At 67.8% G+C, this 22,160-nt stretch carries 19 protein-coding genes; 10 read left to right on the forward strand and 9 right to left on the reverse strand.

Going from position 1 to position 22,160, the window contains the following annotated elements; translation table 11 throughout:
* Positions 1–612, forward strand: a complete 612-nt coding sequence (locus QM806_RS08595) for a maleylpyruvate isomerase family mycothiol-dependent enzyme (RefSeq protein WP_005565301.1) — start codon at positions 1–3, stop codon at positions 610–612.
* A 6-nt stretch (positions 613–618) separates the two neighbouring features.
* On the opposite strand, the gene QM806_RS08600 is transcribed toward QM806_RS08595, so the two are convergent.
* Positions 619–1,029: a hypothetical protein gene (locus tag QM806_RS08600; protein ID WP_039952808.1), complete on the reverse strand. Its 411-nt coding sequence runs from the start codon at positions 1,027–1,029 to the stop codon at positions 619–621.
* A gap of 33 nt (positions 1,030–1,062) precedes the next feature.
* On the reverse strand, positions 1,063–1,905 hold the full coding sequence (locus QM806_RS08605; protein ID WP_283291047.1) for an SDR family NAD(P)-dependent oxidoreductase: 843 nt from the start codon (positions 1,903–1,905) through the stop codon (positions 1,063–1,065).
* Between the two features lie 355 nt (positions 1,906–2,260).
* Here QM806_RS08605 and QM806_RS08610 point away from each other — a divergent pair, with 355 nt between their 5' ends.
* The gene (locus QM806_RS08610) at positions 2,261–4,057 is read left to right on the forward strand and encodes a zinc ribbon domain-containing protein (RefSeq protein ID WP_283291049.1); all 1,797 of its coding nucleotides are present in this window, start codon (positions 2,261–2,263) and stop codon (positions 4,055–4,057) included.
* 53 nt (positions 4,058–4,110) lie between these two features.
* Here the strand turns inward: QM806_RS08610 and QM806_RS08615 are convergent, their stop codons facing one another.
* Positions 4,111–4,902 carry an SDR family NAD(P)-dependent oxidoreductase gene (locus QM806_RS08615; RefSeq protein WP_005565289.1) on the reverse strand — a complete coding sequence of 264 codons (792 nt, stop codon included), beginning with the start codon at positions 4,900–4,902 and terminating at the stop codon, positions 4,111–4,113.
* A gap of 35 nt (positions 4,903–4,937) precedes the next feature.
* The gene (locus QM806_RS08620) at positions 4,938–5,714 is read right to left on the reverse strand and encodes an SDR family oxidoreductase (protein ID WP_054248235.1); all 777 of its coding nucleotides are present in this window, start codon (positions 5,712–5,714) and stop codon (positions 4,938–4,940) included.
* Between the two features lie 226 nt (positions 5,715–5,940).
* Here QM806_RS08620 and QM806_RS08625 point away from each other — a divergent pair, with 226 nt between their 5' ends.
* Positions 5,941–6,858 carry a tyrosine-protein phosphatase gene (locus QM806_RS08625; protein ID WP_005565285.1) on the forward strand — a complete coding sequence of 306 codons (918 nt, stop codon included), beginning with the start codon at positions 5,941–5,943 and terminating at the stop codon, positions 6,856–6,858.
* A gap of 2 nt (positions 6,859–6,860) precedes the next feature.
* Here QM806_RS08625 and QM806_RS08630 read toward each other — a convergent pair whose 3' ends face one another.
* Positions 6,861–7,808 carry an aldo/keto reductase gene (locus QM806_RS08630; RefSeq protein ID WP_280779998.1) on the reverse strand — a complete coding sequence of 316 codons (948 nt, stop codon included), beginning with the start codon at positions 7,806–7,808 and terminating at the stop codon, positions 6,861–6,863.
* A 225-nt stretch (positions 7,809–8,033) separates the two neighbouring features.
* On the opposite strand from QM806_RS08630, the gene QM806_RS08635 reads away from it, so the two are divergent.
* The 5 genes from QM806_RS08635 (at position 8,034) to QM806_RS08655 (ending at position 15,110) form a co-directional block, all read left to right on the forward strand.
* On the forward strand, positions 8,034–9,536 hold the full coding sequence (locus QM806_RS08635) for an aldehyde dehydrogenase family protein (RefSeq protein WP_005565281.1): 1,503 nt from the start codon (positions 8,034–8,036) through the stop codon (positions 9,534–9,536).
* Between the two features lie 27 nt (positions 9,537–9,563).
* Positions 9,564–11,123 carry an APC family permease gene (locus tag QM806_RS08640; RefSeq protein ID WP_052023959.1) on the forward strand — a complete coding sequence of 520 codons (1,560 nt, stop codon included), beginning with the start codon at positions 9,564–9,566 and terminating at the stop codon, positions 11,121–11,123.
* Complete coding sequence (locus QM806_RS08645) at positions 11,120–12,676, forward strand: GMC family oxidoreductase (protein WP_054248237.1); 1,557 nt, start codon at positions 11,120–11,122, stop codon at positions 12,674–12,676. Before QM806_RS08640 ends, QM806_RS08645 begins: the two co-directional genes overlap by 4 nt.
* Positions 12,677–12,768: 92 nt before the next feature.
* Positions 12,769–13,950 (forward strand): thiolase family protein, encoded by a 1,182-nt coding sequence (locus tag QM806_RS08650; RefSeq protein ID WP_005560545.1) that lies wholly within the window; start codon positions 12,769–12,771, stop codon positions 13,948–13,950.
* Between the two features lie 14 nt (positions 13,951–13,964).
* The gene (locus tag QM806_RS08655; RefSeq protein WP_283291056.1) at positions 13,965–15,110 is read left to right on the forward strand and encodes an acyl-CoA dehydrogenase family protein; all 1,146 of its coding nucleotides are present in this window, start codon (positions 13,965–13,967) and stop codon (positions 15,108–15,110) included.
* On the opposite strand, the gene QM806_RS08660 is transcribed toward QM806_RS08655, so the two are convergent.
* Positions 15,091–16,572, reverse strand: coding sequence for a flavin-containing monooxygenase (locus tag QM806_RS08660; RefSeq protein WP_054248239.1), 1,482 nt, complete (start codon positions 16,570–16,572; stop codon positions 15,091–15,093). The genes QM806_RS08655 and QM806_RS08660 overlap by 20 nt on opposite strands.
* Positions 16,569–17,504, reverse strand: coding sequence for a patatin-like phospholipase family protein (locus tag QM806_RS08665; RefSeq protein WP_065491987.1), 936 nt, complete (start codon positions 17,502–17,504; stop codon positions 16,569–16,571). The genes QM806_RS08660 and QM806_RS08665 overlap by 4 nt, the downstream gene beginning before the upstream one ends.
* 82 nt (positions 17,505–17,586) lie before the next feature.
* Here QM806_RS08665 and QM806_RS08670 point away from each other — a divergent pair, with 82 nt between their 5' ends.
* Together QM806_RS08670 and QM806_RS08675 are read left to right on the forward strand one after the other, a co-directional pair.
* Positions 17,587–18,210, forward strand: coding sequence for a TetR/AcrR family transcriptional regulator (locus QM806_RS08670; RefSeq protein ID WP_005560549.1), 624 nt, complete (start codon positions 17,587–17,589; stop codon positions 18,208–18,210).
* 51 nt (positions 18,211–18,261) lie between these two features.
* The gene (locus QM806_RS08675) at positions 18,262–19,839 is read left to right on the forward strand and encodes an FMN-binding glutamate synthase family protein (protein WP_210752634.1); all 1,578 of its coding nucleotides are present in this window, start codon (positions 18,262–18,264) and stop codon (positions 19,837–19,839) included.
* A gap of 17 nt (positions 19,840–19,856) precedes the next feature.
* Here the strand turns inward: QM806_RS08675 and QM806_RS08680 are convergent, their stop codons facing one another.
* A complete protein-coding gene (locus QM806_RS08680) occupies positions 19,857–20,879 on the reverse strand; it encodes a magnesium transporter CorA family protein (protein ID WP_005560552.1) in 1,023 nt (340 codons plus the stop codon).
* Positions 20,880–20,916: 37 nt separating this feature from the next.
* Complete coding sequence (locus tag QM806_RS08685; RefSeq protein WP_265146293.1) at positions 20,917–22,116, reverse strand: FAD-dependent monooxygenase; 1,200 nt, start codon at positions 22,114–22,116, stop codon at positions 20,917–20,919.
* Positions 22,117–22,160 lie beyond the last annotated feature (44 nt).

Consider the following 22,160-nt stretch of genomic DNA (forward strand, 5'->3'; position numbering starts at 1 on the left):
ATGACCGATGACGCCGATCTGCAGCGGGCGGTTGCGAACGAGTTCTCGGCACTGGCCGATCTGCTCGACGGGATCTCGGATGCGGAATGGGACACGCCGTCGCTGTGCGAGGGCTGGCGGATTCGGGAAGTGGTCGCGCATTTCACCATGGCAGCGCGCTACTCCGAGGAGCAGTTCATGGCGCGCTTGCGTGAGTGCGAGTTCGATTTCACCCGGCTCTCCAACGAGATCGCCCGTAGCGACGCCGAATTGGCACCGGCGGAACTCGTCGCCAACCTGCGCTCGGATGTCATGCGCCAGTGGATCCCGCCGGGCGGCGGCTATCACGGCGCGCTCAACCATGTGGTGATCCACGGTCTCGACGCCACCGTGCCGCTCGGCGTGCCACGACACGTACCGGAGGAGACGATGCGCGTCGTCCTCAACGATCTCACGGCGGGTGGTGGGCACTCGAATTTCGGCATCGACATCGAGGGACGCGGCCTGCGGGCCACGGACCTCGACTGGTCGTACGGGTCGGGCGCCGAATTACGCGGAACGGGCGAGGATCTGGCGCTGATGATCTGCGGCCGTACGCTGCCGGCCGGACGGGTCGAGGGCGACCCGTTGTAGCCCGGTTCAGATACCCGGGATGAAGCCCGGGTAGACGAAGTGCCCGGGACCTCCGCCGGGGAGGGTGGCGCCGAGGGATCCGGGGAAGTTCATGGACAACTTGACGAGTTTGTGTGGTTGGCCGTTCTGGTCGGCTTGCCAGCAGTCGAGCAGTACGCCGTGGAATCCGGTGCAGACGATGCGGTTGGCGGTTCCGAACGGTGACGTGAGCCGATTCGCGCTGACGAACGGATTCCAATAGTCGAGGTCGGTGGGGGTGAGGAAGTTCTGGGTGTCGAACGGCGCGACCGGACTGGGCTCGGTGGGTACCGGCGGCCATTCGTCGGCCGCGGCCATACCGGCGCTCCCGAGAAGGGCGGCGGCGACGACGGCCACGGTCGCGGTGAGCTGTGCGAATCGGCGAGTAGCGGTAGTCATCTCCACCACGCCACAGTAAACCGGCGGCAGTTTCTACGTCCGCAAACCGGGATGGCGGTTGGCCAGGACGGGGACGAGGAGCTTGTTCGGCGCGAGGTGGGCGAACACGGACGCCGCCCGGTTCGCGAGGCCGGGGATGGCGATCATGTGCCCCTTGTCGAGGCCGTCGATTCCGGTCCTGGCCACGGATTCTGGGCTTTCCCACATGAAGCTGGGCAGTGCGGCTTCGGCGTCTTCCTTCGCGAAGCCGGCTGTCTCACCGAAACCGGTGTCCACGGGCCCGGGGCAGAGGGCGGTCGCGGTGACGCCAGTGCCCTTCAGTTCGCCGGTGAGGCTCTCGGTGTAGGACAGGACGAATGCCTTTCCGGCGGCGTAGGCAGCCTGTCCGGGCAGCGGCTGGAACGCGGCAGTGGAGGCGACGTTGAGGACCGCTCCTCGGCGTCGTTGCACCATGCCGGGCAGGGCGCGGCTGCAGAGGTCGGCGACGGCCATGACGTCGACCTCGATCATGTTCATCTCGGCGTCCGGGTCGGACGCGGCCACCGGGCCGAGCGTGGACAGGCCGGCATTGTTGACGAGGATGTCGAGGGTGAGCCCGAGCCCGCCGACCCGGTCGAGCAACGTCGCGCGGGCAGAGCGGTCGGAGAGATCGGCACCCAGCACATGCGCCCGACCGCCTGCGGCCCGCAGTTCGGTGGCCAGTTCCTCCAGCTTCTCCGCCCTACGGGCGACGAGTACGACCTGGTGACCGCGGCGGGCGAGTTCACGGCTGATCGCTTCGCCGATCCAGGACGACGCTCCGGTGACGAGCGCGGTGCGATCGGCGGCAGGGGTGGGCAGGCTCTCAACTGTCGACTTAATGTCTAATACTGGCACCGTGTACCGGGTCTACACCGATCGTGGTTCAGGTCTGCGGGAGAGACTCGAGCGGGACTGAATCGGATGCTCGACGACGCAGCCAAGGGTCACTTCACGGTGGTGCGAATGGTGTGGCGGGACCGGTTGGCGCGGTTCGCCGGTGGCGTGGATCGAACGTTACTTGTCGGTGGTCGGCGTTAAGGTCGAGGTCCTACGGGAGCATGGGGACACGTCGCTGGTAGAGGAGCTGATGGATGACTTCATGGCAGTGCTCGCTTCATTGTCCGGCCGCTTCCACCCATTGCGGTCGAAGCAGAATCAACGTCGACTTCTTCCGGGCGATGCGGCAGCACGGTTGGAGATGGACTAACTGATGGCCGATACCGGATTCACTGCGCTGCGGCAGTTCTCGTTCACCACCCGCCCCTACCTGGCTGTCGATGACGAGACCGGTGCGCCGATCGGGCTTGACGACCTCGACGTGCGTGTCGGGTGGCTGCTCGACCTGATCTCGGGCGCCGAAGCGCAACTGTTGTCGCGGCTGTGGCAACCGGCCACCTTCGATGTCCTGGCCGCCGGATGTGACCGCCAGGGCCGGAAACTGCCGATGCAAGGTCATGTCGCTGCTGCGCGTCTGGGCTGGACCCCGCATTACCCGGACGGTGTCTACGTCCCGTCGCGTGTCACGCGGGTGGTGACCGCGCAGGCAGTCGGCACTTTGCGGGCGCTGGCCTACCGAGACACCGCGATCATCGCACTGTCGGCCCGGTTCGACCCGGCCACCGGCCGGATCGCCGCACCCACTACTGCTGCGGAGTACGTCCCGTCCGGATTCGCCCGGGGCGTGGTGCGGCAGTTCGCGGCGCACGCGCGCGGCGCGGCAGACGCGCGCCTGCGGATCACCGACGTGCAGGGACCGCCACAGACGAGCGCGATGGCCCGGCTCTCGGCCACCGATCGACAACTCGCACAGCTTGCCGTCACCGGTCACGAGCTGGTGTTGACGGTGAAGCTGCCCACCTGCCCCGCCCCGGCGGGGCGGGCGCAGTGGCGCAGTGTCCGGCTGAGCGCGACCATCCCCGAGCACCTGCACGGCCGGGCGGTCACCGATTGGCATCTGCCGACCCTGGTCCTCGACCGCCGGGGACTGCTCTGGCGGTGCGCCGCGACCGAGATCGTCCCAGCAGCCGACCTGGAATCGGCCTCCGTCGCGGTCGGGGTGGACTGGTCCCCGACCACTCTGGGTGCCGCCGCCATCACCGCCGAAAACCCCGACGGGTTGTCCTCGGATTACCGGGGTTGGACCTACGACGACCGCGGGCTCGGGATCAAACTGGCCCGCCTGCAGGCTGAGGGGCAGCTACTCCATGGCAAGGCGGCCCGGTTGACACGACTGGCCGCCACCGCCCCGCCCGAGGTCCGCGCTCAGCTGGAGGAGAAGATCGCCGTCCTCGACGAACACCGCACCGCGGTGGGTATCAAGAGGGGGAAGATCAACCGGGAAATGGCCTTCGACTTCGCCCGTCAGGTCACCGACTACGCCACCGACGCCCAAGCGCAGCTGATTGCGGTGGAAGATCTCACAACCCTCGAGAGCCGTGGGCACGGGCGGGTCAACAACAATCGGGCCGCGCAATCGGCCCGCCGCAAGGCCGTCGACGCGCTCACCCACACCGCCGCCGGTGTCGGTGTGACGGTGGTGTCCGTACCGGCCCGCGGATCTTCCGCGTGGTGTCCGGGCTGCAACGAACCACTCTCTCGCCCCGGCGGTTACCACCGGGCATGGTGTGAGCAGTGCAAAATTGGCGGCAACCGGGACCACGTCGCCGGGGTGAACCTGGCCAAACGCGCGCTGCTCGGCAGAAACAAGACCACCCGGCGGCGCGGAGGACTACCGGCGGTCCGGGTGACCGAACATGCGCCGGTACGGCAATCGCGCGACAAACACGCTCCTACCCCGAGCAGGCCGCGGCATCGCCGGGTCCGCCGCAGCCTGCCCACCGTGACACCGCGGTTGGGGGTGACTCCGAATCAGCATGTTCCTGCATCACAAGCGTCGGTGTGGGACACGGTCAAACCCACACCGCCGCACGGTGATGCGGGTAGCCGTGACACACGTCCATCTCCCACGCCCGCCACGCAAGTGGCAGATAGTATGAGATCTACGTAGACGCTCATGTGTCCAACCTACGTGCCGCCGTCGCACGCGCAAGGGTTCACCGGTCAGGCGTGGGTTCCGCCGTCGATGCGGATCTCGGTTCCGGTGACGAACGCGCCGTCGTCGGAGGCGAGCATGGCGACGACTCCGGCGACCTGCTCGGGTCCGCCCATGGCCGCGCCGCCCGATTCCAGGGTGGTGGGCAGGATGGGTGAGAGCTTGGCGAACAGGCTCCAATCGGCATCGGACGGAACGTATCCGGATGTGGCGTCGGTGATGCCGGTCTTGATGCTGCCGGGGGCGACACCGACGGCGCGCAGACCCTGCTTGCCGTATTCGAGGGCCAGCGCATGGGTGAACGACTGGATGCCGCCCTTGCTCGCGGCGTACGCGGCCATGTAGGGGTGCGCGAACGCGGCGGACGTGGAACTGAAGTTCACGACCACGCTGCGTTCGTTGCGCAGCAGCGCGGGCAGGCATTCGCGGACCATGAGGAACGTGCCGGTGAGGTTGATCCCGATCACCTGATTCCACAGGTCCAGCGACGTCCCGTGGGTGTGCGAGGCGCGGAGGATGCCCGCGGCGTTCACGAGTACGTCCAGTCCGCCGAGCTTCTCGACGCTGCGGCTCACGCCGTCGGTGACGGACTTCTCGTCGCCGATGTCGATTGCGGCGACGCTGAGGCGTCCCGCCGTGCCTGCCGCGTCGGCCAGTTCCGCCGTCCGCGCGAGGCCGTCCTCGGAGACGTCGGCTGCCACGACGGTGCCGCCTTCCTCGAGCAGGCGGAGGGCGGTGGCCTGTCCGATCCCCGACGCGGCTCCGGTCACCAGGATCCTCCGGTTGTCGAATCGATTCATCGTGTGTGCTCCTCGTGTGGCTTGCGAATTCGATCTCATTGGCCCATGACGTATTTGACGGTCGGCCCGGCGGTCCATCCGCCGTCGACGGCCAGTTCCGCTCCGGTGACGTACGTGGACGCATCCGACAGCAGGAACCCGACGGCACCGGCGATCTCCTCGGGCACGCCGACCCGGGCCATGGGAGTGTTCGGGTAGTTGCCGTCGCCCTGCTGGATTCCGAGGCCCGCGGTCATCGGGGTATACGTCATCCCGGGGTGGACGGAATTGACGCGGATCCGGTCGGTGCCCAGTTCCACGGCGGCGATCTTCGTGAGCCCGCGCACGCCCCACTTGGACGCGCCGTAACCGGCGGTCAGCGCGAGTCCCATCAGACCGGCGGCCGACGAGATGTTGACGATCGATCCGCCGCCGGCGGCGCGCATCGGGGCGATCACGGCCTGCAGGCCGTTGAACACACCGGTCAGGTTGATGTCGAGGACCGTCCGGAAGTGTTCGAGCGGTTCGTGCTCGATGTATTGGCCGGTGGAGATACCGGCGTTGTTGACGAGGCCGTCGACGCGTCCGAATTCGCTCGTCGCCACGTCGACTGCCGCCTGCCACTGCTGCGGGTCCGTGACGTCGAGGTGGCTGTACCGCGCCCGGTCGCCCAGCTGGTCGACGGTCGCGCGGCCGTCGTCGTCGAGAACGTCGCCGACCACGACGCTGCCGCCCTCGTCGACGATGCGCTGGGCGAATGCTGCGCCGAGCCCCCGCGCCGCCCCGGTCACGATCACCACCTTCCCCGCCAGTTGCTGTGCGGTCTCGGTCATCTCAGCTCACATCCTCGTCGTCAAAGAGTCACGTTCGTCGGGCACGTCGGCTGCCGACGGCCCGAGTCTGCTGTGGGCGCCGCCGGCGGGAAACGGGTTCTCCCGGTGATCGGAACAACTCGTAGCCACGGGAAACGTCCGACCACTGTGATGTGGGTTACCCGCTGACACTCCGGACATGCCGGACGAGCGGATCTCCCCGACAGCTCATCGAAAGGCTTCCCCTATGTCTCGACGCGTCACCTCCACCGCCGTGGTGCTGATCACCGGCAGCGTCCTGTTCGCGGGTTTCGGCACGCCTGCGCTCGCTTCGGCGGACCCGCTGTCGCTGCCCGGAATCAGCCTCCCGGGATTCGGTTCGTCCGACTTCGGGAGCGCGGGCCCGGTCGTCGAGACACCGCGACTGGCGTCGGTCGACAACTTCCGCGACGTCGGGGGATCGGGTAGGGGGTACGCCACCACCCACGGAGGACACGTCACGAGGGGGCTGTTCTACCGTTCGAACGCTCTGGTTCCGAACGATCAGGATCTCGCCGTCCTCACCGGGCTCGGACTGACGGCGGTGTACGACGTGCGGACCGTCGAAGAGGTGGCGGCGAAACCCGACCGGCTCCCGGCCGGGCCGCGCTACCTCGGCATCCCCATCCTGTCGGGAGACCTGGGTGCCGCAGTCGCGCAATTGAAGTCGCCCGCCGACGCCGTCGTGTTCATGCAGCAGATGAACCGCAGCTTCGTCGACGACGCGGCGACCCGGGCCGGGTTCGCGCAACTCCTGACGGCATTGGCCGACACCGAGGGGCCGCAGATCTTCCACTGCACGGCGGGCAAGGACCGCACCGGCTGGGCGTCCGCGCTGCTGCTCTCCATCGCGGGCGTCCCGCAGGACACCATCTTCGACGACTATCTGCTCACCAACGAGTACACCGCCGCGTCGATGAAGGTCACGTACGACCAGATCGCCGCCAGCCGCGGCGAGGCGGTGGCGCAGATCTACCAGCCGTTGCTGGGCGTCGACCGGAGCTACCTCGAGGCCGGGCTCGGCCGGCTCACCGAGCAGTACGGCACGGTCGACCGCTATCTCACCGAAGGGCTCGGTCTGAGCGCGGCGACCGTCGACCGGCTCCGGGGCAAGCTGCTGAGCTGAGGTCAGGCGCCGATCGCGTCCGAGAGAGTCGTGAGCCGGCTGATCTCGGATGCGGTCAGGGTCACGGTCGGGGCGTCGAGCAGAGCGGGAAGTTGTTCGAGGCGGCTCGCGCTCGCGATCGGCGCGGTGATGCCGGGCCGGGTGAGGAGCCACGCGAGCGCGATGGTGGAAATCTCCGCCGAGTGGGTGTCGGCGATCTCGGCCAGGGCGTCGACGACGGCGAGTCCGGACTCGGAGAAGTAGCGGGTCGCCATCCGCTGGCGCGGCTGACCGTCCAGGTCGGCCTGGGTGCGGTACTTGCCCGCGAGGAAGCCTGCGGCGAGCGAGTAGTACGGGAAGACGCCCAGGCCGTTCTCGGTGGCGATCGCGGCCACCTCGGGCTCGTAGTCGTGGCGGTGCACCAGGTTGTAGTGCGGCTGCAGCGCGATCGGGGCCGCGAAGCCGTTCTCGGCCGTCAGGGACAGCCACTCGCGGATGCGCTCGGGCGAGTAGTTGGAGATGGCGACGTGGCGGACGAGTCCGTCGCGGACCAGTTCGTCGAAGGCGCCGAGTGTGTCGACGAGGGGAGTGTCGGCGTCGTCGAAGTGGGCATAGTACACGTCGATGTGGTCGGTCTGCAGCCGCTTCAGGGATGCCTCCGCCGCCGCGCGGACGTTGGCGGGGGCCAGGCCCTTGAACTCCGGGTGCTGGCTGACCTTGGTGGCGATCACCATGTGGTCGCGGTTGCCGCGGGACGCCATCCAGTTACCGAGGACGGTCTCGGACTCGCCGCCGGAGTTGCCCTCGGCGAACGCCGAGTACGAGTCCGCCGTGTCGACGAAGTTGCCGCCGCCTGCGGCGAAGGCGTCGAGGATCTCGAACGACGTCGGTTCGTCACTGGTCCAGCCGAAGGTGTTACCACCGAGGGCCAGGGGAAAGATGTCCAGATCCGAGTTGCCGATCGCGACCACGGGTGCTCCGTTTCTAGGTGTGTCCTGTCCGGGAATGTGCGAAGAGTTCGCCTGACGACGCTATCGCAGCCGCTAGGCGCACGCGCGTCCGGCTACCGGACACAGTCTTCTCGGTAACGGATACCGTCGTGAATCGGACATGTGTGCGCGATCCCCGCCCACCGCGACTCCGACGGCATACCGTAAAGGGGGTGCGTTCGTTCCGGCGAGACACGGAGTTGAGTGATGCAGGACCAGTCGATCGATGACCACTTGAACACGGGCCTGTTCGTCGACGGGCAGTGGATCCGCTCCAGCTCCGGTGAGACCCGGGACTGCATCAATCCGGCCGACGGATCGGTGGTCGCCACCGTCGACGAGGCCTCCCCGGAGGACGCGACCCGCGCAGTCGCCGCGGCCCGCGCGGCGTTCGACGAGGGAACCTGGCCCCACACACCCGTCGCCGAGCGCACGGCGTTGGTCGCGAGGATCGCCGATCTCCTCGAGCGAGACAAGGAGACCCTGGCGCGCATCGAGACGCTCGACACCGGAAAAACTCTGGAGGAGAGCAGGATCGACATAGACGACGTGGTGTCGGTGTTCCGGTACTACGCGCAACTCGCCGCGGTCGAAGCCGACAATCTGGTCGATGTCGGGCGCCCCGAGGTGATCAGCCGGGTGGTGCGTGAGCCGATCGGTGTGTGCGTGCTCATCGCACCGTGGAACTACCCGCTGCTGCAGATCTCCTGGAAGGTGGCGCCCGCGCTGGCCGCCGGGTGCACCATGGTCCTCAAACCGAGCGAGGTGACCCCGCTCAGCACCATTGCGTTCACCGCGCTGATCGCCGAAGCGGGTGCCCCCGCCGGGGTGGTGAACCTCGTGCAGGGCAGCGGCGCCGTCCTGGGCGCCGCGCTCACGGGCACCCCCGACGTCGACTTCATCTCGTTCACCGGCGGGCTGGCCACCGGACGCGTCATCCTCGAGACCGCGGCGAAGAACGTCACCAAGGTGGCGGTGGAACTCGGTGGCAAGAATCCGCACATCGTCTTCGCCGACGCCGACGGAGACGATTCGGTGGACCAGGTGCTCACCGGGGTGTTCCTGCACTCCGGGCAGGTGTGCTCGGCGGGAACCCGCCTGATCATCGAGGAGTCCATCGCCGACCGGTTCGTCGCCGCACTGGCCGCGCGGGCGGAGAAGATCCGGATGGGCAACGGTCTCGATCCCGCGAGCCGAACCGGCCCGCTGGTATCCGAGGCCCACCGGGAGAAGGTCGAACGGTACGTGGCGCTCGGCCTCTCCGAGGGCGCCCGGTTGGTGACCGGGGGCGCCCGGCCCTCCGATCCCGCGCTGGCGGACGGGAGCTACTACCTGCCCACCATCTTCGACCACTGCGACCGCACCATGCGCGTCGTGCAGGAGGAGACGTTCGGACCGATCCTCACGGTCGAGCGCTTCAGCACGGAGGAGGAGGCGCTGCGACTGGGCAACGACACCGAATACGGCCTCGCCGCCGGCGTCCGGACCGCCGACAGTGCGCGGGGCGAGCGGATGGTGCGCGGTCTGCGCCACGGAACGGTGTGGCTCAACGACTTCGGCTACTACACCGCGGCCGCCGAGTGGGGCGGCTTCAAGATGTCGGGGAACGGGCGCGAACTCGGTCCCACCGGTCTGGCGGAATACCAGGAGACGAAACATATCTGGCACAACACCTCGCCCACGGCGGCGGGGTGGTTCGACAACGGCTAGGTCGGCGCACGGAGAGGCGAGAGAACCATGGCTACTCGGCACGGAGCAGTGGGTGACGGAGGTGCGCCGGGGGACAGTGGACTCGGCGAACTGGGGTACAAACAGGAATTGGACCGCAGCCTCGGTAAATTCGCCAGTTTCGCGGCGGGGGTCAGCTACATCTCGATTCTCACCGGCACGTTCCAGTTGTTCTACTTCGGGTTCGGCACCGCGGGGCCGGCGTACCTGTGGTCCTGGCCGATGGTGTTCGTCGGGCAGATGGCCGTCGCCCTGTGTTTCATGGAGCTCGCCGCCAAGTACCCCGTCGCCGGCTCGGTCTACAACTGGGCCAAGCTGCTCGGCAGCAGGATCGTGGGATGGTCGTCGGGCTGGCTGATGCTCACCGCGTCGATCGTGACCCTCTCCGCGGTCGTGCTCGCGCTGCAACTCAACCTTCCGCGGCTGTGGAGCGGGTTCCAGATCATCGGTGACGGCAGCGGTGAATACGACTTCGCCACCAACGCCGTGATTCTCGGCACCATCATGATCGCGTTCACCACGGCCGTCAACGCGTTCGGCGTCAAGCTGATGGCCCTCATCAACAGTTCGGGTGTCTTCATCGAATTGATCGCGGCCGTGCTCATCGCCGTCATCCTCGCCGCCAACATCACTCGCGGTCCGGACGTGTTCTTCTCCACCCACGGTTACGGCGCCGGAGAGAGCGGCGGCTATCTGACCGTCTTCCTCGTGGCGTCACTCGCGTCGGGCTACGTGATGTACGGATTCGACACCGCGAGTTCGCTCGGCGAGGAGACCGTCGACCCCCGGCGGACGGCGCCCAAGGCGATCCTGCGGGCGATCCTCGCCTCGTTCGTGATCGGCGGGGCGATCCTGGTGTTCGCCGTCATGTCGGCCCCCGACCTCGAGGATCCGCTGATCGGCAGCAGCGAGGGCGGCCTGCAGTACATCGTCGAGCAGGTGATGTGGGGGCCGCTCGGCAAGATCTTCCTGGTCTGCATCGTCGTCGCGGTCACGGTGTGTTCGCTCGCGGTGCACGCCGCGGCCATCCGGCTCACGTTCGCGATGGCCCGCGACAACGCGCTGCCCTTCGGGGAGCGGCTGGCCCACGTCAACCCGAAGCATCAGACGCCCGTGGTCCCCGCCATCGTGATCGGTGTGCTCGCGGCGTTCATCCTCGTCATCAACATCGGTCAGCCGCAGATCTTCACGGTGCTGACGTCGATCGCGATCATCATGATCTACCTGGCGTACCTCATGGTCACCGGGCCGCTGCTGAAGAAACGCCTGCAGGGGCAGTGGCCGCCGAAGGAACTCGCGGAGAGCGGCTACTTCACGATGGGCCGGTGGGGGCTTCCGGTGAACATCTTCGCCGTGCTGTGGGGAGTGGGGATGGCGCTCAATCTCGCGTGGCCGCGCCCCGAGGTGTACGGCACTCCCTGGTACAACACGTGGGGTGCGTTCGTCTACATCGGCATCATTCTCGGGCTCGGTCTCCTCTGGTATGCGGTGAAGGGCCGCAACCACATCGGATGTCTCGCCTCGCACGCGGCGTCGTCGAAGGACGAGGCTGAGAGTGAACTGCCATGACGGACACCGTGTTCGACTACGTCATCGCAGGCGGGGGAACGGCCGGATGTGTGCTCGCCGCGCGGCTCAGCGAGGACCCCTCGGTGACCGTCTGCCTCGTGGAGGCCGGGCCGTCCGACGTCGGTGACCGCAACGTCCTCGAGCTGTCGCAATGGATGCATCTGCTGGACTCAGGCTACGACTGGGACTATCCGGTCGAGCCGCAGGAGAAGGGCAACAGCTTCATGCGGCACGCCCGCGCCAAGGTGCTCGGCGGATGCTCCTCCCACAATTCGTGCATCGCGTTCTGGCCACCCGCCGAGACACTCGACGACTGGGCGGCGGCGGGCGCCACCGGCTGGGGCGCGAAGGACGTCCTGCCGCTCGTGGCGCGGGTGGAGAACAACGACGCCCCCGGCGAGCAGCACGGCCGCAGCGGTCCGGTGCGGTTGCGTGACGTCCCGCCGAACGACCCGTGCGGCGTGGCCCTGCTCGAGGCCGCGGCGAAGGTCGGGTTGCCCACCGTGCAGTTCAACCGGGGCACGACGGTGCTCGACGGGGCGGGGTGGTTCCAGATCAACGCGTCCGAGGACGGCACGCGCATGTCGACGTCGCACGCCTACCTGCATCCGATTCTCGGGTCCCGCCCCAACCTCGACGTGCGCACCGACTGCCGGGTCAGCGAGATCGTCATCGACGACGCGCTGGCGGCGACCGGCGTGCGGTACCAGCGCCCCGATCTCATCGGATACGACACCGTGTCCGCGCGCCGCGAGGTGATCGTCACCGCCGGGGCCATCGACACACCGAAACTTTTGATGCTCTCGGGTATCGGGCCGACGGTGCACCTGCGCGAGATGGGTGTGCGGGTTCGGGTCGACGCCCCCGGGGTCGGGCAGAACCTCGACGATCACGTCGAGGGGCTGGTGTTCTGGGAGGCGTCCCGGCCGATGGTCGAGACGTCCACCCAGTGGTGGGAGATCGGTCTGTTCGCCGCCACCGAGGAGGGGTTGAACCATCCGGACCTGATGATGCACTACGGCAGCGTGCCGTTCGACATGAACACACTCCGGTGGGGATACCCGACCACGGACAACGGCTTCTGTCTCACCCCGAACGTCACGCAGGGACTCTCTCGCGGAACGGTGCGGCTGCGGTCCCGCGACTTCCGGGATCGTCCGCGAGTGGATCCCCGGTATTTCACCGACCCCGACGGCCACGACGAGGCGGTGATGCTCGCCGGAATCCGGCTGGCACGTCGCATCGCCGAGCAGGAACCTCTCCGCGGCTGGATCACGAGGGAACTGGCTCCCGGGCCGGAGGCGGTCACCGACGACGAACTGATCGACTACGCGCACCGGACGCACAACACGGTGTACCACCCCGCCGGGACCGCCAGGATGGGTGCGGCCACCGACCCGATGGCCGTCCTCGATCCGGAACTGCGGGTGAAGGGCGTCCGCGATCTGCGGGTGGTCGACGCGTCCGCGATGCCGAAACTGCCCTACGTCAATCCCAATATCACGGTCATGACGATGGCCGAGAAGTGCGCCGATCTGATCCGCGGAACCTGACCCGACGAGGTGCCGGAGGCCCTGCGTGAACCGCTGGGTACTTTGAAGTCCTACTATCTCTCCATACTGGTAGAGAGACGGAAGGACACGTCATGAATTCTCCTGAACCGATCGTGGTAGTCGACGGCGCGAGGACCCCGATCGGCAGCTTCGGTGGTGCGTTCAAGGACGTGCCCGCCCACGAACTGGGTGCCACCGCCGCGAAGGCCGCGCTGGACCGTGCCGGGGTGCCGGGTGAGGACATCGACGAGGTGGTGATGGGCTGCATCGGTCAGGTCGGACCGGACGCCTACAACGCCCGCCGCGTCGCCCTCGCCGCCGGACTTCCCGAGAAGACCCCCGCGTACACCGTCAACCGGCTGTGCGGGTCCGGTCTGCAGGCCGTGTGGTCGGCGGCGCAGCAGATGCGCTGGGGTGGGGTGGACTTCGCCCTCGCCGGCGGCGACGAAAGCATGTCGCGGATGCCGTTCTACGACTTCTCCGCCCGCTCCGGCTACAAACTCGGCGACCGCACGCTCGTCGACGGCACGGTCGCGATTCTGACCGACCCGTTCGGTGGCGTGCACATGGGCCGCACCGCCGAGGCCGTCGCCCGCAAGTACGACGTCAGCCGGCAGCAGCAGGACGAGTTCGCCGTCGAATCCCAGCGCCGTGCCGCCTCCGAGGCCGCGAAGGCCGCGTTCGCCGAGGAGATCACCCCGGTCGAGATCGGGGGCCGCCGCCCGAAGACGATCGACGTCGACGAGCACCCCAAGCCCGACACCACCCTCGAGACCCTGGCGAAGCTGCGGCCGGCGTTCGAGGAAGGCGGCTCGGTGACCGCGGGCAACGCGTCCGGTATCAACGACGGCGCCGCGGCCCTGGTGCTGGCGACGCAGTCCGCCGCGCAGGAGAAGGGCCTGACCGGGCTGGTCACGTTGGAAGCCGTCGCGACCGCGGCGATGGACCCGGGCCTGATGGGATACGCCCCGGTGCTGGCGCTGGCGAACCTGTTCGAGCAGACCGGCACCACCCCCGGCGACATCGACGTGATCGAGCTGAACGAGGCGTTCGCGTCGCAGGCGGTCGCGGTGATCCGGGACGCGAAGCTGAACCCGGAGAAGACCAACCCGTACGGCGGTGCGATCGCGCTGGGTCACCCGGTCGGGGCGACCGGCGCGATCCTGAGCCTGCGCCTCGCGAAGGACCTCGTGCGCCGCGACCTCGAACTCGGCATCGTCACCATGTGCATCGGCGGCGGCCAGGCCCTCGCGGCACTCTTCCGGCGCGTCTAGAAACAGGGCAGGCGATGAAGAAGCACATCCCGTCGTGGCACGACGACGGGGTGAAGGCCCTGTCCGAGCTCGCGGTCGGGTTCTTCGAACGTGAGGTGGTCGCGCACAACGAGAAGTGGGACGCCCAGCACCGCATCGACCGTGCGGTGTGGCTCGCGGCCGGCAAGCTGGGGTTGCTGTGCTGCTCGATCCCGGAGGAGTACGGCGGCGGTGGGGGCACGTTCGCGCACGATCTCGCCGTGTTCGAGGCCCAGGGCTATGCCGGCGACCTCGCGCTCGGCATCTCGGTGCATTCGGGCATCGTCGCGCACTACCTCCTCGCGTACGGCACCGAGGAGCAGAAGAAGACCTGGCTGCCGGCGATGGCGACCGGGGAGATTCTCGGCGCCATCGGCATGACCGAGCCCGGCGCCGGCTCGGATCTCAAGGCGATCAAGACCACCGCCATCCGGGACGGTGACGAGTACATCGTCAACGGGTCGAAGACGTTCATCACCAACGGTGCGTCGGCCGACATGATCGTGCTGGCGGTCAAGACCGACCCGAAGGCCGGTGCCAAGGGGGTGGCGCTGCTGATCGTCGATCTGCGGGACTGCCCGGGGTTCGCTGTCGGGCGGGTGCTGGACAAGGTCGGTCAGCACGGGGCCGACACGTCGGAGTTGTCGTTCACCGATGTGCGGGTGCCGGTGTCGAATCTGCTCGGCGAGGAGGGGCAGGGTTTCGGGCAGCTGATGGCGCAGTTGGTGCAGGAGCGGTTGATCATCGGCGCGCAGGCGTCCGGTGCGATGACGCGTGCGGTGGAGGACACCGTTGCGTACACGAAGTCGCGGCAGGCGTTCGGGCACAGTCTGTTCGAGTTCCAGAACACGGCGTTCGAGCTGGCCGAGTGCCAGACCATCGCCCGCACCTGTGCGGTGTTCCTGGACCACTGCATCGAGGCGCACCTGCGTGGGGAACTGGACCCGTCCGAGGCGGCGATGGTCAAGTACTGGCTCACCGAGCAGCAGTGCGCGGTGATCGACCGGTGCGTGCAGTTGCACGGCGGTTACGGGTACATGCGCGAGTACCTGATCGCCCGGATGTACGAGGACGCCCGCGTCCAGAAGATCTACGCGGGCGCCAACGAGGTGATGAAGGGAATCATCGCGAGATCGCTGTAGCCGACGCCGGCTCACACGACACGTCGTACGCCGCCTCGTCGAACCGGCCGAGTCGCTGCCGCATGCGGTCGGTCGACCACGGCCAGTTGAAGCTGTTGCGGCCGTTGGCGTCGAGGAAGTAGCTCTGGCAGCCACCGGCGTTGTACACGGTGGTGGCCAGGGCTTCCTGGACCTGGGCGTTGAACGCGTCCTGCACTTCCCGGCGCGGTTCCATCCTGGTCCACCCGTTGCTCCGGGCACTGGTGACGGCCTGGATCAGGTAGTCGAGTTGCGCCTCGAGGATCATGAACGCCGACGTGTGGCCGGTGCCCAGCGCGGGCCCGAGGAGGACGAAGGCGTTGGGAAAACCCGCGACGGTGGTGCCGAGGTAGGCCTGCGGGCTGCCGTTCCAGTGATCGTCGAGGCTGCGACCGTCGCCGTCGAACACCGTGGCACCGATCGGCATGTCGAGAATGTGGAAGCCGGTGCCGAAGATGATGGCGTCCACTTCCCGTTCTGCGCCGTCGCTGCCGATGACGACGTTTCCGCGCACCGACTCCACGGCGTTGGCATGCACCTCGACATTCGGGCGGGTGAGTGCGGGGTAGTAGGTGTTGGACAGCAGCAGTCGCTTGCACCCGAGCGTGTAGTCGGGGGTCAACGCCGTGCGCAGCTTCGGATCCCGCACCTGCGCGCGGAGTTGTGCCTTGCCGACCTGCTGGATCACCCGCAGGATCCACGGGTGCCGGAAACCGAGTCCGAGCGATTCCATGATCGCGTACTCGACGCGTCGCAGCGCGCGGATCGCACCCGGTACCCGGCGCAGGATCGCGCGCTCGACGCCGGGCAGGGTGTGATCCGGTTTCGGTAGCACCCACTGCGCGGTGCGCTGGTAGAGATGCAGCATTTCGACCTGCGGCTGGATCGCCGGGACGAATTGCACTGCGGACGCACCGGTTCCGACGACGGCCACGCGTTTGCCGGTGAGGTCGTAGGTGTGATTCCAGCGGGAGGAATGGAACACCTCGCCGGTGAAGGTGTCGAGGCCGGGGATGGTGGGAACGAGCGGTTCGTTCCACGGTCCGGCGGCGGCGATGACGGCGTTCGCGGTGAACGTGCCCGCGGACGTGTCCACCGTCCACCGCCTGCTCTGTTCGCTCCACTGGGCACGCTGCATCTCGGTGCCGAACTTCACGTGTGCGGGCACCCCGTGTTCGGCGGCGGTGCGCTCGATGTACCCGCGGATCTCCTCCTGTCCGGCGAACAACCGCGACCACTCCCGGTTGGGTGCGAACGAGTAGGAGTACAGGGCCGAGGGGACATCGCACGCGCAGCCCGGGTAGGTGTTGTCGCGCCAGGTCCCGCCCAGCGCGTCCCCCTTCTCGAGGATGGCGAAGTTGTCGATTCCGCTCTGCTTCAGACGAATTGCGGCTCCGATGCCGGAGATCCCGGCCCCGACGATCAGAATGTCGTAATGCTTCATGCGCGTACTCCGTTCGCGAGCTGAGTGCGGGTGGTGACGAGGGAATGTTCGAGTGTGGCGAGCCGACGCCGGCCGTCCATGAAGTTCGGACCCATGACGGCGAGGTCCTCGGCGGTCGCGTCGAGGCGTATCACCCGGGTGCCGGCCGCCTCCAGCTTCGCGATCTCGGCGTCCAGCCCGGAACTCATCCAGTTCCGCAGCATCAGGCGTTCGATCCGGGCCGCCCCGCGGCCGGCGATGCGGCCCGTCGACGCCATCGGTGCCAGCACGACCACCTCATCGAGTTCGAGGGGCAGCACCAGGTCGGCGGATGCCGTGGACGCCGCGCCGCCGTCGACGAACCGGCGGCCGTCGACGGGGACCGGCGGATACCAGCCGGGAATCGCCCACGACGCCCGCAGCGCCTCGGACAGGGTGGCGGTCGGTGCACCGGGTGAGCCGAACGCGACGCGCTCTCCCGTGTCGTAGTCCATGCTCACCAGCCACGTCGCCGGGTGGCGCACCCAGCCGGAGTTGCAGACGAACCGCTGTGCGAGCCGGTCGAGCCAGGCGGCATCGCCGCGACCGTGGGGGAGGAGCCCGCTCGCGGCGGTCACGGGTGGCAGCCCGCGGCGCAACAGCCCTGGCGAACCGAGGCCCGGCCCGGGGAGCGGCGGGAACCGTCCCGGTGCGGCGGCGAGATGTCCGTCGAGCGCCGGATGGGTGGGCCCACCGAGCTGCATCGCAAGCAGTTCGTCGACGCCCGCCCCGCCACCCAGCATGGTGACGAGTTCGGCGCCGGCGGACGTGCCCACGAGGACGTCGGCGTCGCGTGGGTCCCAGGCCAGCGCGTCGCTCACGGCGACCAGGGCCGCCACCGTCCAGGCCGCGCCGAGCGTGCCGCCGCAACCGATCACCAGTCCGCGGCTGAGTTGTATGTCACTCGAAGTCATATCTAGAAGCTAGCAGAAACCAGATACCGGCGGTATATGAAAATTGGAATATTCTCGCAGGGGCTTCGAAGAAAGGGTGAGCATGGCGCGATTGACCAGGTCGGAGAGTCAGGCGCGCACGCGGGCGCATCTCGTCGCGACTGCACGCGACCTCTTCCTGGCCGACGGGTACGCGGCCACGTCGCTCGAGAAGGTGGCCGACGAGGCCGGCTATTCCAAGGGGGCGGTGTACTCCAACTTCAAGAACAAGAAGGAACTGTGCCTCGAGGTGCTCGGGCTCATCCACGCCACCAAGGGGCAGGAGATCGCCGAGGCGCTCGGCGGCGGCGACACGATGGAGGAGCGACTCGAGGCGTTCCAGACCTGGGCGGAGAAGACGCTCGGCGACGTCGGATGGACCATGCTCGAGTTCGAGCTGATCGTGTTGTCCCGCCACGATCCCGAACTCCGCGACGCACTCACCGCCACTCTCGGGGTCGCGCGGGAGATCACGGTGACACTGCTGAAGTCGTTCACCGACTCACTCGGGGTCGTCCTGCCGGTGCCCGCGGAGGATGCGGCCGGCAGCATCCTCAGTCTCGGTGTCGGACTGGGTATTCAGCGCGCCATCGATCCGACCATTTCCGCTCGGGTGGTCACCGACAACTTGCGGGTGCTGCTTTCGGTGTCGCAGGAGGCTCCGACTCCGGGGTCCGTGCCGGGGTGAAATTGGCGCGAGGAACCGATCCGAGTGGCGGCGCGCGCGTACGGTGAATTCATGAAGCGGTGGAACGTCCTGGCAATTCCGGCTGCCGCCGCGGCTGCGATCGCGTCGTACGACCTTGTTCAGCGACGCCACGCGCTGCTCCGGAATTTTCCCGTGGTCGGGCACGGACGCTATCTGCTCGAGTCGCTCGGCCCGGAACTCCGGCAGTACATTACGACCGGCAACGACGAGGAACGTCCCTTCACCCGCGACCAGCGTCGCTGGGTGTACGCGTCGTCGAAGCGGGTGACCGACACGTTCGGGTTCGGTACGGACAACGACATCGAGTTCACCGACGGCTACACCATCATCAAGCACCGGACGTTCTCGGAGATTCCTCCCTCGGCGATGCCGCATGCCGACGAACATCTCGCGATTCCGTCGGCGAAGGTGCTCGGTGCCGCCCGCGGCCGGACGCATGCCTTCCGCCCGCGCTCCATCGTGAACATCTCGGGGATGAGTTTCGGGGCGCTGTCGTCCGCGGCCGTGGTCGCTCTCAACCGTGGTGCCGCTGCCACCGATTGCCTGCACAACACCGGCGAGGGTGGAATCTCCCGATACCACCGGAACGGCGCAGACCTGATCTTCCAGATCGGGACCGCGTATTTCGGCTGCCGCGACGAGGACGGCCGGTTCGACCTGGCGCGGCTCCGGGCGCTGGTCGAGTCGGCGCCGGTGCGGGCCATCGAGATCAAACTCAGCCAGGGCGCGAAACCGGGCCTCGGGGGTCTCCTGCCCGGGGCGAAGGTGACACCGGAAATCGCCGAGATCAGAGGCGTACCGGAGGGCCGTGACTGCATCAGCCCGTCCCGGCACACGGCCTTCCGTGACGTCGACAGCATGCTCGACTGGGTGGAGCTCCTCGCCGCCGAGACGGGGCTGCCGGTCGGGATCAAGTCCGCGGTCGGCGACCCGACGTTCTGGGACCTGCTGGTCGACGCGATGAGCAACTCCGGGCGGGGTGTCGACTTCGTGACCATCGACGGGGGTGAGGGCGGTACCGGCGCGGCACCGCTGGTGTTCACCGACGCGGTCTCACTGCCGTTCCGTAGCGGCTTCGCGCGCGTGTACGCCAAGTTCGCGGAAGCCGGTCTGACCGACGGCATCACGTTCATAGGCTCGGGCAAGCTGGGCCTGCCCGACAATGCCGTGGCGGCGATGTCGCTCGGATGCGACCTGATCAATGTGGCGCGTGAGCCGATGCTCGCGGTCGGGTGCATCCAGGCGCAGAAGTGCCACACCGATCGGTGCCCGACGGGTGTTGCGACGCAAAACCCCTGGCTCGCACACGGACTCGACGCCGGCATCAAATCGATCCGGGCCGCGAACTACCTGCGGGCGTTGCGCCGGGACGTATTCAAGGTGGCCGAGGCGTGTGGTGTCGCGCACCCGGGCCTGATCACCGCGTCGGACGTCGAGGTCGCGGACGGCAACCGGCATTCGATCACGCTCGCCGACCTCTACGGTTACCGGACCGGCTGGGGGCTGCCCGGTGACGCCGACCGTGCCGAGATCACCCGCCTGATGAGCGAGGCCGCCGCCGTTCCCGCGGGCGAGACCGGGTCGCCAGGAGCGAAGACGGCGCCCTGAGGGCGTTTCCGTCCCGACTACAGCCAGTCGCGTCGGCGGAACAGGATGTAGAGCAGGGTGGCCGACGTCACGATCACGATGGTGCTGGCGATCATTCCCGACAGCTGCCCGACTCCGGGGAACAAGACGTTCTGACCGAACCACCCGGTCACCGCGGTGGGAACCGCGATGATGGCCGCCCAACCGGTGAGCTTCTTCATGACGGTGTTGAGCCGGGCATCCTGGAGCGACAGATTCGTCTCGAAGACGGTCACCACCATGTCGCGCAACGACTCCGTCCACTCCGCGGCGCGCGTCACGTGGTCGTAGAGATCGGTGTACAAGCTGTCGAGAACCGGCGACTTGTCGCGTCCTGATTCGGCGCGCCCGCGCATGACGGCGCCCACCACCTCACGCATCGGCAGCACGACGCGACGCAGTTGCACCAGTTCCTTCCGCAGCCGGTACGTGCGCTGCTGAATCTCCCGGGTCCGCGCGGACTCGTCGAACAGGCCCTCCTCGAGCGCTTCGATCGCGTCGTCGATCGTCTCGATCGTCTCGAACTGCCCGTCCACGATGGCGTCGAGCAGTCCGTGCAGGAGCGCGAGTGCGCCGGAACCCGGTGTGAGCAGTGCGGGGTCCTCCTCCCAGCGCTCCACCACCTGCGACATGTCGAATCGATCGTCCCGCCGCACCGTGATGATCCCGTTCGGCACCACGAACGCGGAGACGCGGCTGAGCCGAAGCCGGGAATCGAGGACGCCGAGAGTGCTGACGTCGTCGGTCTCGAACCAGGTGGCGTACGCGGTCACGAACGCATGGCCCGCATAGCGCGTCGCCTTCGGCCGCTCACCGCGGGCGACGGCATCCTCGATGGCGTTCGGATCGAGCGACCACTCGGCCGCCAGTTCGGTCAGGCACTCGTGGTCGGGGTCGCACAGGTCGACCCACACGAGCGCATTCTCGTCCTTCACCTGTTCGGACACGTCGGCAAGCGGAAAATCCTTGCCGACGCACTCGCCATCGCGCCACACACGGGTCTGCACCAGGTTGAGGGTCACGCTCCCAGTCTGCCGAACCATTCCGGCAGGGACGCGGTTATGACGCGCGATCGGACGAATACCCCCACAGCCAGTCGGTGTACTTGTAGCTCGACGTGTCGCGGGTGCGGAACAGTTCGTTGCGCGCGATGCGGGCGGTGCCGTCGAGGTGCCACAGCTCGCCCCACATGCGTCCGGTGGTGAGGATGCGGTTGCAGCGCGGTGCGCGTTCGGTGTTGACCTCCTTCAGGATCTGCGGCCACGCGGAGTTTCCGCCTGCGGCGAAGTCTTCGGCGGCATAGTCGGCGAGGCACTTGGCGTCCTCGATCGCCATCACGGCTCCCGAGGCCAGGTACTGCAGTGGCGGGTGCGCTGCGTCGCCGAGCAGGATCATCCGCCCGTCCACCCAGTTCTCGATCGGCTCGCGGTCGTACATCGGCCACCACCGGTCCTTCCACAGGTAGTCGATCCCGCGGCGGACGTTCTCGTGGCAGTGCGCGTAGGCCTGTTCGAGCTCCTCGGGTCCACCCCAGTTCTCGATTCCGTTCTTGAAACCGGGCGATTCGAACACCGCGACCTGGTTGAGCATTTCGCCGCCGCGCAGCGGGTACTGGATGAAGTGGCACCGCGGTCCGATGTAGCCGACCACATCCTCGATGTCCTCGTCGAGTGCGACGTCCTGGTACGGGGTGGTGCCCCGGTAGGCGGCGTAGCCGGAGGACACGGGTTCGTCGTCCGAGATCTTCCCCCGCAGCCGGGATTTGAGGCCGTCCATGCCGAGCGCGATGTCCGCTTCGTGCCTGCAGCCGTCGTCGGTGCCGACGGTCACCTTGTCACCGTCGGTGATCACGTCGGTGACGGTGACGCCCGTGTGCAGTTCGGCGCCCGCAGCCCGCGCGGCGTCGACGAGGGTCGCGTGCAGGTCACTGCGGTGGGTGACGAAGTACGGTCCGCCGTAGCGGGCGCGGAACTCGGCGCCGAGGTCGATCCTGGTGAGCACCTCCGCGGTGATCGCGTCGCGGAACACGATGTTCTTCGGCAGGAAGGCCCGGGAGAGAACGTCGTCGAGCACGCCCCAGGAGTCGAGGATGCGGGCGCCGTGCGGTCCGACCTGCAGTCCGGCGCCGACCTCACCGAACTCGGAGGCACGTTCGAACAACGTGACGTTCGCGCCCTTCCGGGCGAGAGCCAGGGCGTTGGCCGCGCCACCGATCCCGCCTCCGGCGATGATGATGCGTGCGTCCTGCAGATTCGACATGACAGTTCCTTCGTTTCGAGCGTTCGGGGCATGTGAGTGGCAAT

Source organism: Rhodococcus sp. IEGM 1351, from assembly GCF_030056875.1.
Classification (GTDB): Bacteria; Actinomycetota; Actinomycetes; order Mycobacteriales; family Mycobacteriaceae; genus Rhodococcus_F; species Rhodococcus_F opacus.

Excerpts from the sequence above, each read along its gene's own strand:
- QM806_RS08595 (WP_005565301.1), top strand. The coding sequence starts at position 1 with ATGACCGATGACGCCGATCTGCAGCGGGCGGTTGCGAACGAGTTCTCG.
- QM806_RS08600 (WP_039952808.1), bottom strand. The coding sequence starts at position 1,029 with ATGACTACCGCTACTCGCCGATTCGCACAGCTCACCGCGACCGTGGCC.
- QM806_RS08610 (WP_283291049.1), top strand. The coding sequence starts at position 2,261 with ATGGCCGATACCGGATTCACTGCGCTGCGGCAGTTCTCGTTCACCACC.
- QM806_RS08615 (WP_005565289.1), bottom strand. The coding sequence starts at position 4,902 with ATGAATCGATTCGACAACCGGAGGATCCTGGTGACCGGAGCCGCGTCG.
- QM806_RS08620 (WP_054248235.1), bottom strand. The coding sequence starts at position 5,714 with ATGACCGAGACCGCACAGCAACTGGCGGGGAAGGTGGTGATCGTGACC.
- QM806_RS08625 (WP_005565285.1), top strand. The coding sequence starts at position 5,941 with ATGTCTCGACGCGTCACCTCCACCGCCGTGGTGCTGATCACCGGCAGC.
- QM806_RS08635 (WP_005565281.1), top strand. The coding sequence starts at position 8,034 with ATGCAGGACCAGTCGATCGATGACCACTTGAACACGGGCCTGTTCGTC.
- QM806_RS08640 (WP_052023959.1), top strand. The coding sequence starts at position 9,564 with ATGGCTACTCGGCACGGAGCAGTGGGTGACGGAGGTGCGCCGGGGGAC.
- QM806_RS08645 (WP_054248237.1), top strand. The coding sequence starts at position 11,120 with ATGACGGACACCGTGTTCGACTACGTCATCGCAGGCGGGGGAACGGCC.
- QM806_RS08650 (WP_005560545.1), top strand. The coding sequence starts at position 12,769 with ATGAATTCTCCTGAACCGATCGTGGTAGTCGACGGCGCGAGGACCCCG.
- QM806_RS08655 (WP_283291056.1), top strand. The coding sequence starts at position 13,965 with ATGAAGAAGCACATCCCGTCGTGGCACGACGACGGGGTGAAGGCCCTG.
- QM806_RS08660 (WP_054248239.1), bottom strand. The coding sequence starts at position 16,572 with ATGAAGCATTACGACATTCTGATCGTCGGGGCCGGGATCTCCGGCATC.
- QM806_RS08665 (WP_065491987.1), bottom strand. The coding sequence starts at position 17,504 with ATGACTTCGAGTGACATACAACTCAGCCGCGGACTGGTGATCGGTTGC.
- QM806_RS08670 (WP_005560549.1), top strand. The coding sequence starts at position 17,587 with ATGGCGCGATTGACCAGGTCGGAGAGTCAGGCGCGCACGCGGGCGCAT.
- QM806_RS08675 (WP_210752634.1), top strand. The coding sequence starts at position 18,262 with ATGAAGCGGTGGAACGTCCTGGCAATTCCGGCTGCCGCCGCGGCTGCG.
- QM806_RS08685 (WP_265146293.1), bottom strand. The coding sequence starts at position 22,116 with ATGTCGAATCTGCAGGACGCACGCATCATCATCGCCGGAGGCGGGATC.